At 52.8% G+C, this 16,160-nt stretch carries 17 protein-coding genes; 14 read left to right on the forward strand and 3 right to left on the reverse strand.

Annotated features, from left to right (window positions below; all coding sequences use genetic code 11):
• Positions 1–561: 561 nt before the first annotated feature.
• The 13 genes from atpI to ACQE32_RS10805 all read left to right on the forward strand — a co-directional run bounded on the left by atpI (position 562) and on the right by ACQE32_RS10805 (position 12,688).
• Positions 562–945 carry a F0F1 ATP synthase subunit I gene (atpI, locus tag ACQE32_RS10745; RefSeq protein WP_085069186.1) on the forward strand — a complete coding sequence of 128 codons (384 nt, stop codon included), beginning with the start codon at positions 562–564 and terminating at the stop codon, positions 943–945.
• 8 nt (positions 946–953) lie between these two features.
• A complete protein-coding gene (atpB, locus tag ACQE32_RS10750; RefSeq protein ID WP_085069185.1) occupies positions 954–1,772 on the forward strand; it encodes a F0F1 ATP synthase subunit A in 819 nt (272 codons plus the stop codon).
• 49 nt (positions 1,773–1,821) lie between these two features.
• Positions 1,822–2,064: a F0F1 ATP synthase subunit C gene (atpE, locus tag ACQE32_RS10755; protein ID WP_038629267.1), complete on the forward strand. Its 243-nt coding sequence runs from the start codon at positions 1,822–1,824 to the stop codon at positions 2,062–2,064.
• A 119-nt stretch (positions 2,065–2,183) separates the two neighbouring features.
• Positions 2,184–2,654 carry a F0F1 ATP synthase subunit B gene (gene atpF / locus ACQE32_RS10760; RefSeq protein WP_085069183.1) on the forward strand — a complete coding sequence of 157 codons (471 nt, stop codon included), beginning with the start codon at positions 2,184–2,186 and terminating at the stop codon, positions 2,652–2,654.
• 14 nt (positions 2,655–2,668) lie between these two features.
• On the forward strand, positions 2,669–3,202 hold the full coding sequence (gene atpH / locus ACQE32_RS10765; protein ID WP_085069181.1) for a F0F1 ATP synthase subunit delta: 534 nt from the start codon (positions 2,669–2,671) through the stop codon (positions 3,200–3,202).
• Between the two features lie 14 nt (positions 3,203–3,216).
• Entirely contained in the window at positions 3,217–4,758 is a 1,542-nt protein-coding gene (atpA, locus tag ACQE32_RS10770; RefSeq protein ID WP_085069180.1) for a F0F1 ATP synthase subunit alpha, read from the forward strand.
• 52 nt (positions 4,759–4,810) lie between these two features.
• Entirely contained in the window at positions 4,811–5,677 is an 867-nt protein-coding gene (gene atpG, locus ACQE32_RS10775) for a F0F1 ATP synthase subunit gamma (protein WP_085069179.1), read from the forward strand.
• A 122-nt stretch (positions 5,678–5,799) separates the two neighbouring features.
• Entirely contained in the window at positions 5,800–7,197 is a 1,398-nt protein-coding gene (atpD, locus tag ACQE32_RS10780) for a F0F1 ATP synthase subunit beta (protein WP_426973767.1), read from the forward strand.
• A 132-nt stretch (positions 7,198–7,329) separates the two neighbouring features.
• Entirely contained in the window at positions 7,330–7,749 is a 420-nt protein-coding gene (locus tag ACQE32_RS10785; RefSeq protein ID WP_085069175.1) for a F0F1 ATP synthase subunit epsilon, read from the forward strand.
• A 261-nt stretch (positions 7,750–8,010) separates the two neighbouring features.
• Positions 8,011–9,384, forward strand: coding sequence for a bifunctional UDP-N-acetylglucosamine diphosphorylase/glucosamine-1-phosphate N-acetyltransferase GlmU (gene glmU / locus ACQE32_RS10790; RefSeq protein WP_427021771.1), 1,374 nt, complete (start codon positions 8,011–8,013; stop codon positions 9,382–9,384).
• Between the two features lie 106 nt (positions 9,385–9,490).
• Positions 9,491–11,320, forward strand: coding sequence for a glutamine--fructose-6-phosphate transaminase (isomerizing) (glmS, locus tag ACQE32_RS10795; RefSeq protein WP_426973769.1), 1,830 nt, complete (start codon positions 9,491–9,493; stop codon positions 11,318–11,320).
• Between the two features lie 298 nt (positions 11,321–11,618).
• Positions 11,619–11,864 (forward strand): DUF1471 domain-containing protein, encoded by a 246-nt coding sequence (locus ACQE32_RS10800; RefSeq protein WP_427021772.1) that lies wholly within the window; start codon positions 11,619–11,621, stop codon positions 11,862–11,864.
• A gap of 203 nt (positions 11,865–12,067) precedes the next feature.
• On the forward strand, positions 12,068–12,688 hold the full coding sequence (locus ACQE32_RS10805; protein WP_427021891.1) for a nitroreductase family protein: 621 nt from the start codon (positions 12,068–12,070) through the stop codon (positions 12,686–12,688).
• Positions 12,689–12,782: 94 nt separating this feature from the next.
• Here the strand turns inward: ACQE32_RS10805 and ACQE32_RS10810 are convergent, their stop codons facing one another.
• The gene (locus tag ACQE32_RS10810; protein ID WP_426973771.1) at positions 12,783–13,292 is read right to left on the reverse strand and encodes a YgjV family protein; all 510 of its coding nucleotides are present in this window, start codon (positions 13,290–13,292) and stop codon (positions 12,783–12,785) included.
• A 57-nt stretch (positions 13,293–13,349) separates the two neighbouring features.
• Entirely contained in the window at positions 13,350–13,859 is a 510-nt protein-coding gene (locus ACQE32_RS10815; RefSeq protein ID WP_426973772.1) for a Crp/Fnr family transcriptional regulator, read from the reverse strand.
• Between the two features lie 229 nt (positions 13,860–14,088).
• Here ACQE32_RS10815 and ACQE32_RS10820 point away from each other — a divergent pair, with 229 nt between their 5' ends.
• Positions 14,089–15,012 (forward strand): NADP-dependent oxidoreductase, encoded by a 924-nt coding sequence (locus ACQE32_RS10820; RefSeq protein ID WP_426981457.1) that lies wholly within the window; start codon positions 14,089–14,091, stop codon positions 15,010–15,012.
• A gap of 9 nt (positions 15,013–15,021) precedes the next feature.
• Here ACQE32_RS10820 and ACQE32_RS10825 read toward each other — a convergent pair whose 3' ends face one another.
• The gene (locus tag ACQE32_RS10825) at positions 15,022–15,924 is read right to left on the reverse strand and encodes a LysR family transcriptional regulator (protein WP_426973774.1); all 903 of its coding nucleotides are present in this window, start codon (positions 15,922–15,924) and stop codon (positions 15,022–15,024) included.
• Between the last annotated feature and the right edge of the window lie 236 nt (positions 15,925–16,160).

Genomic DNA, 16,160 nt, shown 5'->3' on the forward strand with positions numbered 1-16,160 from the left:
TTTTTGTAATATTTAACGTTAAATTTACAAATGTTTATCAAGGTGATCACCTTATCTTTGAGCAAAACCGCGATAAATAGTCACTGTTGAAAATATATCGACTTTATCACTCAACCAAAGTAACGATATATTGTTGTCGAAATTTTTAATCGCGATGTCAAATTAGGCGTTTTATTGTTCTTCAGGGCATAATATCATTTTGCTTTTATTATGTTGTTGAATGATAACGTTTTTAGTATTTAGTTATGCAGGTTTTCTAAGATTAATCCTGCATATTTCGTCAGCAATATATTAATGAATTGTGATCTAACGCACGCTTTGTGAGCGGAAATTTGACGGAATTGTTGTAATACACAGTTGGTTTTCGCAGAAAGCGACTTTTCAAAAATAGGGCTGTGGAAAGAAATTTAAATAATTGTTCACCTTTTCGCTACTTATCGATTGAAATCGCAGGTGCGGCCCGTATAATTTGCTCGTTTTTTGCTGCTTGACTCAAAAGAGCAAAGGCAGTTTTATACGACACGCGACATACCCCGATCGGGGCAGGAGAATTTCAGCGTCATGTCAGTGTCTCTTTACAGTGTGAAATTAGCCCGGACCGTGCTGCTATGGCAGCTGGCGACTTTGCTCGTTATCGGCGCGCTCTGTTTTGCCCTTAAAGATTTCACGTGGGGCGCATCTGCCATCGCAGGTGGACTGGCAGCCTGGCTGCCAAACGTGTTGTTTGTGATTTTGGCCTGGCGCCTGGGCGCGCAAGCCCCTGCAAAAGGGCGTATAGCCTGGAGCTTCGCGCTCGGTGAAGCGGTGAAAGTGTTTGTCACCATTTTATTGCTCATTCTGGCGCTGGGCGTGCTTGACGCGGTATTTGTGCCGGTTGGGTTAACCTGGTTATCGGTGCTGGTGGTTCAGATTGTGGCACCGGCTGTAATTAACAACAAAGGGTAAGAGGCATCATGGCTGCAGGAGAAATCTCTACTCCGCAAGAATACATAGGTCACCATCTGAATAACCTTCAGTTGGACCTGCGTACTTTCGAGCTGGTGAATCCGCACGACGCTCCGGCGACGTTTTGGGTATTAAATATTGATTCCATGTTTTTCTCCGTGGTGCTGGGTCTGATTTTCCTGGTACTGTTCCGCAAAGTGGCCAATAGTGTCACCAGCGGCGTTCCGGGGAAATTACAGGCGGCTATTGAGCTGGTGGTGGGTTTCGTTGACGGTAACGTCCGCGATATGTACCACGGTAAAAGCAAACTTATCGCCCCGCTGGCGCTGACCATTTTCGTCTGGGTTTTCCTGATGAACTTTATGGATCTGCTACCCATCGATTTCCTGCCATATATTGGTGAGCATGTATTTGGTCTGCCTGCGCTACGCGTGGTGCCGTCCGCTGACGTAAACGTCACGCTCTCTATGGCACTGGGCGTCTTTATTTTGATCCTGTTCTACAGCGTCAAAATGAAAGGTGTTGGTGGTTTTGCTAAAGAGCTGACCTTGCAACCCTTTAATCATCCGCTTTTCATTCCCATCAACCTGATTCTGGAAGGGGTAAGCCTGCTGTCTAAACCGGTCTCTCTCGGTCTGCGACTGTTCGGCAACATGTATGCGGGTGAACTGATCTTTATCCTGATTGCGGGTCTGTTGCCGTGGTGGTCACAGTGGGTTCTGAGTGTGCCTTGGGCCATTTTCCACATCCTGATCATTTCGCTGCAGGCTTTCATTTTCATGGTCTTGACGATTGTCTATCTGTCGATGGCATCCGAAGAACATTGATTTTTTATTAACACTACTGCGTTTTAACTGAAACAAACTGGAGACTGTCATGGAAAACCTGAATATGGATCTGCTGTACATGGCTGCCGCTGTGATGATGGGCCTGGCGGCAATCGGTGCTGCGATCGGTATCGGCATCCTCGGAGGTAAATTCCTGGAAGGCGCTGCGCGTCAACCGGATCTGATCCCTCTGCTGCGTACGCAGTTCTTTGTTGTTATGGGTCTGGTGGATGCAATCCCGATGATCGCTGTAGGTCTGGGTCTGTACGTGATGTTTGCTGTCGCGGGTTAAGCGACAGGGCCAAACGAGAGTTCATCGGCCTGGAGCGATAAGCCTCAGACGATGAGCAGATTCTGCAGGTTGTCTTTGATAACGGCAGAGTAAGTTAACTTAACAAGAGGCATTGTGCTGTGAACCTTAACGCAACAATCCTCGGCCAGGCCATCGCGTTCGTCCTGTTTGTCCTGTTCTGCATGAAGTACGTATGGCCGCCGATTATGGCTGCCATCGAAAAGCGCCAGAAAGAAGTCGCTGAAGGCCTTGCTTCTGCAGAACGCGCCAAAAAAGATTTGGATCTCGCACAGGCAACTGCGACCGACCAGCTGAAAAAAGCCAAAGAAGAAGCTCAGGTTATCATCGAGCAGGCGAACAAACGCCGCGCTCAGATCCTGGACGAAGTGAAAGCTGAAGCTGAGCAGGAACGTAACAGGATCGTGGCACAGGCGCAGGCGGAAATTGACGCCGAGCGTAAACGTGCTCGTGAAGAGTTGCGTAAGCAAGTCGCGATGCTGGCTGTGGCCGGCGCCGAGAAAATCATCGAACGTTCCGTGGATGAAGCTGCTAACAGCGACATCGTAGATAAACTGGTCGCTGAACTGTAAGGAGGGAGGGGCTGATGTCTGAACTAATTACTGTAGCTCGCCCCTACGCCAAAGCAGCTTTTGACTTTGCCGTTGAGCATCAAAGCATTGAACGTTGGCAGCAAATGCTGACGTTCACTGCAGAAGTCGCTCGCAACGAACAGATGGCCGAATTGCTTTCCGGTGCTTTGGCACCGGAAACCTTATCTGCCTCGTTCATCGCAGTCTGTGGTGACCAACTCGACGAAGCAGGTCAGAACCTTATCAAGGTTATGGCAGAGAACGGACGTTTGTCCGCGCTGCCAGCAGTACTGGAGCAGTACATCCACCTGCGTGACGCCTGGGAGGCGACCGCGGAAGTGGATGTCATCTCTGCCAGTGCGCTGAGCGACGAGCAGCTGACTAAAATCAGCGCCGCAATGGAAAAGCGTCTGTCACGCAAAGTTAAGCTGAATTGCAAAATCGATAAGTCTGTAATGGCAGGCGTTATCATCCAGGCGGGTGATATGGTCATTGACGGTAGCGTACGCGGCCGTCTTGAGCGTCTGGCAGACGTCTTGCAGTCTTAAGGGGACTGGAGCATATGCAACTGAATTCCACCGAAATCAGCGAACTGATCAAGCAGCGCATTGCTCAGTTCAATGTCGTGAGTGAAGCTCACAACGAAGGTACTATTGTTTCCGTCAGCGACGGCATCATCCGCGTACACGGCCTGGCCGATGTGATGCAGGGTGAAATGATCGCGCTGCCGGGCAACCGCTACGCTATCGCCCTGAACCTGGAGCGCGACTCCGTAGGTGCAGTGGTTATGGGTCCGTATGCTGACCTCGCCGAAGGCATGAAAGTTAAATGCACCGGCCGTATCCTGGAAGTTCCGGTTGGCCGTGGCCTGCTGGGCCGCGTGGTTAACACCCTGGGCGAACCTATCGACGGCAAAGGCCCGATTGAAAACGATGGTTTCTCTCCGGTTGAAGTTATCGCGCCGGGCGTTATCGATCGTCAATCCGTTGATCAGCCGGTTCAGACTGGCTACAAATCTGTGGATGCGATGATTCCAATCGGCCGTGGCCAGCGTGAGCTGATCATCGGCGACCGTCAGACCGGTAAAACCGCTCTGGCTATCGACGCCATCATCAACCAGCGCGACTCCGGCATCAAATGCGTGTACGTGGCTATCGGCCAGAAAGCGTCCACCATTGCTAACGTGGTGCGTAAACTGGAACAGCACGGTGCGCTGGCTAACACTATCGTAGTGGTTGCCTCCGCTTCTGAATCCGCTGCGCTGCAATACCTGTCTCCGTATGCAGGCTGCGCAATGGGTGAATACTTCCGTGACCGTGGCGAAGATGCACTGATCGTTTACGATGACCTGTCTAAACAGGCCGTTGCTTACCGTCAGATTTCTCTGCTGCTGCGTCGTCCGCCGGGTCGTGAAGCGTTCCCTGGTGACGTGTTCTATCTCCACTCTCGCCTGCTGGAGCGTGCCTCCCGCGTAAACGCCGAATATGTTGAAGCGTTTACCAAAGGTGAAGTTAAAGGTAAAACCGGTTCACTGACCGCTCTGCCGATTATCGAAACGCAGGCGGGTGACGTTTCCGCGTTCGTTCCGACCAACGTAATCTCTATTACCGATGGTCAGATCTTCCTGGAATCTAACCTGTTCAACTCCGGTATTCGTCCGGCTGTTAACCCGGGTATCTCCGTATCCCGTGTTGGTGGTGCTGCACAGACCAAGATCGTGAAGAAACTGTCCGGTGGTATTCGTACCGCGCTGGCACAGTATCGTGAACTGGCAGCCTTCTCCCAGTTCGCTTCCGATCTGGACGATGCGACGCGTAAACAGCTGAGCCACGGTCAGAAAGTGACCGAGCTGCTGAAGCAGAAACAGTATGCGCCGATGTCCGTTGCCCAACAGGGTCTGGTGCTGTTCGCCGCTGAGCGTGGTTACCTGAATGACGTCGAACTGGCGAAAATCGGTAGCTTTGAAGCTGCGCTGCTGGCGTATGCCGATCGCGAACACGCCGAGCTGATGCAGGAAATCAACCAAACTGGTAACTACAACAACGAAATCGAAGAGAAGCTGAAAGGCCTCCTCGAAACGTTTAAAGCAACCCAGTCCTGGTAATGTCTGGCGGCTTGTCTGAAAAGGCAGGCCGCAAGGCTTTGAGGAGAAGCTAATGGCCGGCGCAAAAGAGATACGTACCAAGATCGGAAGCGTGAAAAACACGCAGAAGATCACCAAAGCGATGGAAATGGTCGCCGCCTCCAAAATGCGTAAAACGCAGGAACGCATGGCGGCCAGCCGTCCGTATGCAGAAACCATGCGCAAAGTGATTGGTCACATTGCGTTAGGTAATCTGGAATACAAGCACCCTTACCTGGAAGAGCGCGACGTTAAGCGCGTCGGCTATTTGGTCGTTTCTACCGACCGCGGGCTTTGTGGTGGTTTGAACATTAACCTGTTCAAAAAATTGCTGGCAGAGATGAAAGCCTGGTCTGATAAAGGCGTTCAGAGCGATCTGGCGATTATCGGTTCTAAGGGGCTGGCTTTCTTTGGTTCCGTAGGTGGCAATGTCGTGGCGCAGGTGACCGGCATGGGTGACAACCCTTCCCTGTCAGAACTGATTGGCCCGGTAAAAGTCATGCTGCAGGCCTATGACGAAGGTCGTCTCGACAAGCTGTATGTGGTCAGCAACAAATTTAACAACACCATGTCCCAGACTCCAACCGTTACCCAGCTGCTGCCGTTACCGCCAGCGGAAGGGGAAGAAGAGTTAGAGAAAAAAACCTGGGATTACCTGTACGAACCGGATCCGAAATCGCTGCTGGACACCCTGCTGCGTCGTTATGTCGAATCTCAGGTTTATCAGGGCGTTGTGGAAAACCTGGCCAGCGAACAGGCCGCACGTATGGTGGCGATGAAAGCGGCGACCGACAACGGCGGCAACCTGATCAAAGAGCTGCAGTTGGTATACAACAAGGCTCGTCAGGCCAGCATCACCCAGGAACTTACCGAGATCGTCTCGGGGGCCTCCGCGGTTTAACCAGGTATACCCCGTCACTGGCGCGGCTGTCGACAGGTTGACCGATCAGCTGAGCGTAACGCGCGATCGACGCTGCGACGACCATGACGATGGGTAGAAACGAATTAGGTAGAGGATTCAAGATGGCAACTGGAAAGATTGTCCAGATCATCGGCGCCGTAGTTGACGTCGAGTTCCCTCAGGACGCTGTACCGCAGGTGTACAACGCCCTTGAGGTTAAAAATGGTGATGCGCGTCTGGTGCTGGAAGTTCAACAGCAGCTGGGCGGCGGCGTGGTTCGTACCATCGCTATGGGTACTTCTGACGGCCTGAAACGTGGCCTGGAAGTCACTGATCTTAAAAAGCCGATTCAGGTACCGGTGGGTAAAGCTACCCTGGGCCGTATCATGAACGTGCTTGGCGAGCCGATCGATATGAAAGGCGAGCTGAAAGATGAAGACGGTGGTGCCGTAGAGATCGCCTCTATTCACCGCGCAGCGCCTTCATACGAAGATCAGTCAAACTCGCAGGAACTGCTGGAAACCGGCATCAAGGTTATCGACCTGATGTGTCCGTTCGCTAAGGGCGGTAAAGTGGGTCTGTTCGGTGGTGCGGGCGTAGGTAAAACCGTAAACATGATGGAGCTGATCCGTAACATCGCGGCTGAGCACTCAGGTTACTCGGTATTTGCCGGTGTGGGTGAGCGTACTCGTGAGGGTAACGACTTCTACCACGAAATGACCGACTCTAACGTTATCGATAAAGTTGCGCTGGTTTATGGCCAGATGAACGAGCCGCCGGGCAACCGTCTGCGCGTTGCGCTGACCGGTCTGACCATGGCGGAGAAATTCCGTGATGAAGGCCGTGACGTTCTGCTGTTTATCGATAACATCTACCGTTACACCCTGGCCGGTACTGAAGTATCCGCGCTGCTGGGTCGTATGCCGTCTGCAGTAGGTTATCAGCCGACGCTGGCGGAAGAGATGGGTGTATTGCAGGAGCGTATTACCTCCACCAAGACGGGTTCAATCACCTCTGTACAGGCCGTTTACGTACCTGCGGATGACTTGACTGACCCGTCTCCGGCGACCACCTTCGCCCACCTTGACTCTACCGTTACTCTGAGCCGTCAGATCGCGTCTCTGGGTATCTACCCGGCCGTTGACCCGCTGGATTCCACCAGCCGTCAGCTGGATCCGCTGGTTGTAGGTCAGGAGCACTACGATACGGCGCGTGGCGTGCAGTCTATTCTGCAGCGTTACCAGGAACTGAAAGACATCATCGCCATCCTTGGTATGGACGAACTGTCTGAAGAAGACAAACTGCTGGTGGCTCGCGCACGTAAAATTCAGCGCTTCCTGTCTCAGCCGTTCTTCGTGGCAGAAGTATTCACCGGTTCTCCGGGCAAATACGTTTCGCTGAAAGACACTATCCGTGGCTTTAAAGGCATTATGGACGGTGAGTTCGATCACCTGCCAGAGCAGGCCTTCTACATGGTTGGTGCCATCGAAGAAGCCGTGGAAAAAGCGAAGAAACTGTAATAACTTCCCCAGCCTGATTAAGGCGCAGGGTGGCAAGCAGATATCCCGGATCGCTGGCTTAAGACGGCGATCCGGATCAAGCAAAGCCGCTCAGCCTGAAACGGCGCGGGGTCGTTTTCCGGGAGGTTGAAAATGGCTATGACTTATCACCTGGATGTTGTCAGCGCAGAACAGCAGATGTTCAGCGGACTGGTACAGAAAATTCAGGTGTCAGGTAGCGAAGGTGAGTTGGGTATTTTCCCTGGCCATACGCCGCTGCTGACCGCCATTAAGCCTGGCATGGTGCGCATCGTTAAACAGCACGGTGAAGAAGAGTATATCTATCTCTCCGGCGGCGTGCTGGAAGTACAGGCAGGTACGGTTACCGTGCTGGCTGATACGGCGATTCGCGGCACCGATCTTGATGAAGCGCGTGCGTTGGAAGCAAAACGCAAAGCGGAAGAGCATATTCACAAAGCACATGGCGACGTGGATTATGCTCAGGCTTCGGCAGAGCTGGCGAAAGCCATTGCCAAGCTGCGCGTCATCGAACTCACTAAAAAAGCGATGTAATCAGGCTTAACAGCAGCTAATCATGCCAGCCCAAACGGGCTGGCATTTTTTTATCATCCCCCTGCCCCTTTCCTCTCTTGCTACACAGCTAAAATTAAGCGGCTAAAAATCGCCTTTTTTCGTTGTATTTATCATCAACGGCGGTGCATTCTTTGCCGTGGTAATAATCGGAAAGCCGGTTAATTTCGCCAGGAGAAAAATGTAGTAATCTCAGGGCGAAACCGTTTAACTTTCCTCTGTAAAAATTCTATCAGGATGGCTATGTCTAACAGCGCAATGAGTGTGGTGATCCTTGCTGCCGGCAAGGGAACACGCATGTATTCCGATCTTCCTAAAGTCCTGCATACTCTGGCAGGAAAACCCATGGTTCAACACGTTATCGATGCGGCAAAAGGTGTCGGTGCGCGCGCAATTAATCTGGTTTACGGTCATGGCGGCGATCGGCTGAAAGCCACGCTGGGTGATGATGCGCTGAATTGGGTGCTGCAGGCTGAGCAATTAGGAACCGGGCATGCGATGCAGCAGGCCGCCCCTTTCTTTGCCGATGACGAAGATATCCTGATGCTGTACGGCGACGTACCGTTAATCACCGTGGATACGCTGGCGCGCCTGTGTGCAGCAAAGCCTGCGGGCGGAATCGGCCTGTTAACCGTGACGCTGGATAACCCCACCGGCTATGGACGCATTGTGCGTGAAAACGGTGAGGTAACCGGCATCGTTGAGCAGAAAGATGCCTCGCCGGAGCAGCTGACGATTTCTGAGATCAACACCGGCATTCTGGTTGCTAACGGCGGCGATCTGAAACGTTGGCTAAGCCAGCTCACCAATAACAACGCTCAGGGCGAATACTACATTACCGATATTATTGCGCTGGCTTCGGCGGAAGGACGTCATATCGCTACCGTTCAGCCGTCTCGCATTAGCGAAACCGAAGGCGTTAATAATCGTCTGCAGCTGGCGACGCTGGAGCGGATTTATCAGGCTGAGCAGGCGGAAAAACTGCTGCTGGCAGGCGTGATGCTGCGTGATCCGGCGCGCTTTGATCTGCGCGGCGAGCTGCAGCATGGCCGCGATGTGGAAATCGACACGAACGTTATCCTTGAAGGTAAAGTCACGCTGGGCAACAACGTGAAAATCGGTGCTGGCTGCGTGATCAAAAACAGCGTGATCGGCGACGGTTGTGAAATCAGCCCGTACAGCGTTATTGAAGATGCTGTACTGGATGTCTCCTGTACCGTTGGGCCGTTTGCGCGCCTGCGGCCGGGCAGCCAACTGGGTGAAGCCGCACACGTCGGCAACTTTGTTGAAATGAAAAAAGCGAGGCTGGGTAAAGGCTCGAAGGCTGGCCATCTTAGCTACCTGGGCGATGCTGAAATCGGATCTGGCGTGAACATTGGCGCCGGCACCATTACCTGCAACTACGACGGCGCTAATAAATCAAAAACCCTTATCGGCGACGATGTGTTTGTAGGGTCAGATACGCAGCTGGTGGCACCGGTAACGGTCGCCAGCGGCGCTACCATCGCAGCGGGCACGACCATTATGCAGGATGTAACCGCCGGTGGGCTGGTTTACAACCGCAAAGAACAGATTCAGAAATCGGGCTGGCAACGCCCGGTTAAAAAGAAAATATAAAACAATAACCCCCACTCTCTACAAGGCTCGGGGAACCAGCAAAGCTGGTATATCAGGTCAGATGACAACGCTGGGCGCATGAGCGCCATGAGTCAGGAATACAACTATGTGTGGAATTGTTGGCGCGGTTGCGCAACGTGATATCGCAGAGATACTGCTGGAAGGCTTGCGCCGCCTGGAGTATCGCGGCTATGACTCCGCAGGTTTAGCGGTGGTGGATCGACAAGGGCACGTTACGCGCCTGCGTCGCGTTGGTAAGGTACAGAAACTGGCTGAGGCGGCTGAGCAGCATCCGCTGATTGGCGGCACTGGGATCGCGCATACCCGTTGGGCAACCCACGGCGAGCCGTCTGAGGTAAATGCGCACCCGCACGTTTCTGAACATATCGTGATTGTGCATAACGGCATCATCGAAAACCATGAGCCGCTGCGTGAGCTGATGATCGAACGCGGCTATCACTTCGCTTCGGAAACTGATACGGAAGTGGTGGCGCATTTAGTGCACTGGGAGCAGAAACAGGGCGGCAGCCTGCGCGAAGTAGTACAGCGCGTTATTCCTCAACTGCGCGGTGCGTATGGCATGGTGATTATGGACAGCCGCGATCCTTCACTGCTGGTAGCGGCTCGTTCAGGTAGCCCGCTGGTCATCGGCTGCGGCGTTGGCGAAAACTTTATTGCCTCCGATCAGCTGGCGCTACTGCCGGTAACCCGTCGCTTTATCTACCTTGAAGAGGGCGATATTGCCGAAGTTACGCGTCGTGAAATCACCGTCATCGACCGTGCAGGCGCGCCGGTCAAGCGTAGCGAGATTGAATCCACCGTGCAGTATGACGCTGGCGACAAAGGCGGCTACCGTCATTACATGCAGAAAGAAATTTACGAACAGCCTAACGCGATCAAAAACACCCTGAGTGGGCGCTTTAGTCATGGCGAGGTTGATCTTTCTGAGCTGGGTGCCAACGCCAACGATCTATTGAGTCAGGTAGAGCATATCCAGATTATCGCCTGCGGTACCTCCTATAACTCGGGCATGGTGGCGCGTTACTGGTTCGAGTCACTGGCTAGCCTGCCCTGCGATGTGGAGATCGCCTCTGAGTTTCGCTATCGCAAATCCGCCGTTCGTAAAAACAGCCTGTTGATTACGCTGTCGCAATCGGGCGAAACGGCGGATACGCTGGCGGCGCTGCGTTTGTCGAAAGAGCTGGGTTATCTGGGCTCGCTGGCTATCTGCAACGTTGCCGGCTCTTCACTGGTACGTGAATCTGACCTGGCGCTGATGACCAAAGCCGGAACGGAGATCGGCGTGGCCTCTACCAAGGCATTTACCACTCAGTTGACGGTATTGCTGATGCTGGTGGCGAAAATTGGTCGCCTGAAAGGCGTCGATGCACAGGTAGAGCATGATATTGTCCATGCTTTGCAGGCGCTGCCGAGCCGTATCGAGCAGATGCTGGCGCAGGATAAGCTGATTGAAGCGCTGGCGGAAGATTTCTCTGATAAACATCATGCGCTGTTCCTTGGCCGTGGCGATCAGTATCCCATCGCCATGGAAGGGGCACTGAAGCTAAAAGAGATCTCTTATATTCATGCGGAAGCCTACGCCGCTGGCGAGCTGAAACATGGCCCGCTGGCGCTGATTGATGCCGATATGCCGGTGATTGTCGTTGCGCCGAACAACGAACTGCTGGAGAAGCTGAAGTCCAACATTGAAGAAGTACGCGCACGCGGCGGCCTGCTGTATGTGTTTGCCGATCGGGATGCGGGCTTTAACGACAGTGAAGGCATGAAAATTATCTCCCTGCCGCATGTAGAAGAGGTTATCGCACCGATCTTCTATACCGTGCCACTACAGCTGCTCTCCTATCACGTTGCGCTGATCAAAGGCACCGACGTTGACCAGCCGCGTAACCTGGCGAAATCGGTTACCGTGGAATAAGGCGTATCTTATATAAAGCGGCCACGGACGAGGCCGCTTTAACGTTACGTTGACCTGAAACGGTAAAATGAAAAATCCGGTAATGCTGTTAACAGCATGCCGGATTTTTTTATGCGTTACGTAAACGCAGCGCCAGCTGCGACCGCGTTCGGGAGATAAAATACCCTGCGATCTCTTTCATAATTTTTGATTGATTTGAGCAAATAGCTCAGCTTTTAATCGCCTCTGTACATGAGTATCCTTTCTCTTATCGAGGCTGATTGCCTCATAGCGTATAAAACATGTTGAGGAAATTATCATGAAAGCCATCAAAAATTTCGTTGCAGATTCAACAGTATCACTGGTTAAAAACGCCGTTGCTGTTTCAGTTTTGTCTCTTATCTCCTTTGGCGGTTTTGCTCAAAGCATTAGCGCCACCGCCGCTACCCTGGATAGTGCTGAAGCAAAGATCGCCGCTCAGGCAGTTCAGGCTGGTGCCTCCTATAAAATTACCGGCGCGCGCGTTAACAATGGCGCTTACGTAACGGCAGTACTCCGCAAATAAAAATGAGCTGGAGAGAGTGCCTTGTAAGGGCACCCTTTTCAGCGCCGGACGGTCTTTCTCTCTTCTGCCGCCATTTACTGAATTGTCAGCACGGCCGAAAAGATCATAAAAAAGCAGGTGTAAACATGAACATCATCAAGAGTGCTTTTTCATCTTTTTTTACCGAAACGAAACATTCAGCTCCGCAGGCGCGTTCTAATCCGATGACCGGGAGTGTGCAAGAGCATGCTGAGGGCTTTTTAGCGCTGGCTAAAAACCGCCGGACAGTTTACGCCCTCGGTAACAGATTGACGCTGGCAGAAGATGAGATTATCGAGACGATTAAAGAAGCAGTAAGGCAGGCGCCTTCGGCATTTAATTCCCAAAGCTCCCGGATATTGATCCTGCTGGGGCAGGAACACCATCGGTTCTGGGAATTAACCCGCGAACAATTAAGAAAAATTGTTCCGCCAGAAAATTTTCAGGGCACTTCAGATAAAATAGATGGCTTTGCGGCGGCGGCTGGCTCGGTGCTGTTCTTTGAGGATCAGCAAGTTATAAAAGGCCTGCAGGAACAGTTTGCTTCCTATGCGGATAACTTTCCAGTCTGGTCTGAACACAGCACCGGTATCACCCAGTATGCGGTCTGGCTGGCGCTGACGGAAAAAGGAATTGGCGCTAATCTACAGCACTATAACCCCCTGGTTGATGCTGATGTGCAGCGCACCTGGAATATCCCGGAGAGCTGGCTGCTGCGAGGGCATATGAACTTTGGTTCCATCAACGCGCCAGCTGGTGAGAAAACTTATATGGATGATAACGCACGTTTTATTATTGCCAGATAATCCTGTCAGGCCGCCGCTGGCGGCCTTTTCCGCATTGACTCTTATTCCACGCCCCTGACGCCAGTCAAAACCGCCCTTCCCGGTGATATCAATCTTACCGCTGCTGAATGCTGAGCCGCGTACGATAAATGCGGTAAAGCGAAACCAGCGTACTGCTGATAAAAGTGAGTTCCATCATTGCGGCTACCGGAGAATGGCATAGCAGATTATTGGTCAGCCAGAACAGACTGCCCGCCAGAGTATAAAGCCTGAGCTTTACCCGATCCTGTTTAAAGGCGGCCAGCGTCATTAACAGGCTGCCCGCTAGCGGAAGCAGATCGATGGCATCACGCCATGTCAGAATCGTGCAGATTATCGCGGTCAGGCAGAAGGACCCGGCGATGGCTGGGTTTGTCGTCCTGCTCGCAATAACATATCTGAAACTGGCTAACAGCATCATCGCGGCTGCGCTTTTCTGCTCCAGCAAAGCAAAATGCGCCGCAAGCAGTGCGGTAGAAAGCGCCAACAGGCGCAGCACCGCCACGCGTCCGGGCAGAAAAAAAGCCACCAAATCGCAAACAAATGAGCCGCCAGCGATAAGCTGCGAAAGCATAAAGACAGACACGGTTTTTCCTCTTCTTCATTCAAAAGAAGAGGATGAAAGAAGCGCCAGGAAGGCGCATTAACCTTTGTTAATGCGTTGTCGTATGCGCGAAAGGCTGACAGGCGTAATACCAATATAGTTGGCCAGTTCACGCTGAGTCAGGCGCTTACTCCATTCAGGGAAATGCTCAAGCACATAGGCGTAGCGTTTTTCCGGCGCATGCAAAAGCATCATTTCTTCTTTACGCTCTTTATAAATAAGCTGCTGGCGTAACAGAGCATCAGCCAGCTCTGCGCCTTCCGAGGTATCAAGGTAAGCCAGCGGCAGTCGCTGGTACGAGCAGGGCGCGATCGCCTGTAAGCTGTAGCGGGACGGCACTCTGGCCAGCCAGCTAAGGTAGAGAAAACAGTATTCTCCGGCAAAATAAAACTCTTTTACCCGTTCGGTGCCATCTGGCAAGACATGCACCGCGCGAACGATCCCTTGCAGCAGGAAAAAAATATTTCCCTGCTGCTCTCCCTGGCGCAGAAGAACGTCGCCTTGCCGGGCATGCATCACTGTTTGTTTAAGGTAGCGCTCAGGAAACATAATGCTTCTCCGTAAAAGAACCTGTGTTCTTCTCTGACCAGCAAGTAACGGCTCACTATACCCGGATAACCTACTGCATTTCGCTACGCTCTGATCTTTCATTGTTCTATTTTGTAGAACCTAAACATCGAAATTAGGTGGGTTTTTAGTTAAGCAGATTGCGCGCATGATGATCTTACCGCGGCTTACCAAAGGGGTAAGTCTATGACTAACGACAAGGCAGAACATCATGAAAGCGATACGCGCAATGCATTACGGTAAAACCGATGAGCTTTTTTTACAGGAGCTTCCGGCGCTGGTTCCTGGCCAGAACGAGGTTCTGATTGAGGTAGCGGGCAGCGGCGTTAATCCCATTGACGGGAAGCTTCTCTCTGGCGCCATGAAAGCCTTTGTTCCGCTTGAGCCGCCCTACACGCCTGGCGTAGAAGTTGCCGGACGCGTTATTGCAACCGGTGAAGCGGTGCAGCAATTTAAGGCAGGCGATGAGGTCTTTGGGTTTATCGGTATCACAGGCGGCTATGCCACTCAGGCTCTCGCGATGGCCGATCGATTAGCGCATCGCCCGGTACGTTTGTCTGCGCTACAGGCCAGCGGTGTACCGGCCGCAGCCCTGACGGCCTGGCAGGCGCTGCATGAGCACGCAAAGATTAAGCCTGGTCAGACATTACTTATCCATGGTGCCGCTGGTGGCGTCGGAAGCATGGCAGTGCAGATGGCACGCATTGCTGGTGTCAGGGTGATCGCTACCGCATCGGCACATAATGAAAACTACCTTAAAACGCTTGGGGTTGAACAAGTGATTGACTATACCCAGGCCTCTTTCGAAAAAGTGAGTGAGAAGGTCGATGTTGTACTGGATCTGGTGGGGGACGAGACGCAGACTCGCTCATGGTCATTAATTAAAGCGGGCGGCGTGCTGGTCTCAACCGTCACACCACCGGATCAGGCGATAGCGGAAGCGGCGGGCGTAGTGGGCAAACACTTCGCCACGCGTTCGGACGGAAGCCAACTGGCGCAGATTGCTGCCCTGTTTGCTAACGGCGCATTGACCATTGATGTTGAGGTTGTGCCTTTAAGCCAGGCTAAGGTTGCATTGAGTCGGGTTATGGATGGTCATACTCGCGGCAAACGGGTGCTTGATGCCAGCCTGTGAATAGCATGGTCATTCTGCGACCTGTTCGCAGAAGCGGGAGACCAGCCAGGTTGCCGCCGGGCCTGGCGGCGAGTCGTTACGGTAAATGACATCAAATCCGTAATCGCCGCCCGGGCAGTCAGGAAGCGTTAGAGGAACCAGGCGGCCATTGGCCAGATCGTCACGCACCATAGGTTCAGGCATATTGCCCCAGCCGATACCTTCACGCAGAAGAATATGTTTGGCACCTAAATCCGCCAGCCGCCAGGTATGTGTACCTACTACTGCGAACTCCTGGCCCTGCGTGAGCGTGGATCGATCCGTCAGGACCAGTTGCACATGCTCCCGACCTGCGCCAGGCCTCTGCGGATGTTTTGCTGCCAACGGATGAGTAGGCGCCGCCACCGGGATCAACGTCACCTTTCCGGCGCTAATACGCTCAAGACCATCGACGCGCTTAGCGAGCTGGCCGCTAACCCCCAGCGTTGCGCTGCGTTCAAGAACCCGCTGCATTACCCCGCCCAGCGCTTCAATTTGCAAATGCAAAGAGACGGTTGGGAAGCGCTCGCGGAAAGCCTTAAGCGCATCCACCACTCGTTCGCCAGGCAACATTACATCTAATACCAGATGAACCTCAGCTTCCAAACCTTGCAACAGGCCGCGAACTTTGGCGCGTAGCCCGTCGACACCGTTATAAATCGTTCTGGCTTCAGCCAGTACCGCATGACCCGCCTCAGTTAGCTGTGGTTTACGGGTACTTTTGCGATCGAACAGAGTAACCCCCAGCTGCATTTCCAGATTAGCGATTGAATAACTCACTACGGATGTGGCGCGATACAGCTTGCGGGCCGCGCCAGCAAAACTGCCCGTTTCGACTACCGTAAGAAAAACCCGCAGCTGATCCAGCGTGGGGGTACCTGGTTCTGAGATCATTTCTAATTTCCTGGATGTACCGACGCGCAACGATCGGCGTTTATGAAAGGAACCATGCCTTTAAAGAATCAGGTTGCCTGGCGGATGAGCCAGCCAGTGCCGCCGCGTTCAGCGCGCATGGTTTTACAGGCGCAACATCAATCACGGCTGCGGTTAAACGTTGTTACTTTTGTTAAGCCACTCTTTTACTTTTGAGCGATGGCAGGCTGATAAGGCCGTTACTCTGTGCCTGTTTA

It is taken from the genome of Pantoea sp. FN0302 (assembly GCF_050113775.1).
GTDB lineage: Bacteria > Pseudomonadota > Gammaproteobacteria > Enterobacterales > Enterobacteriaceae > Mixta > Mixta alhagi.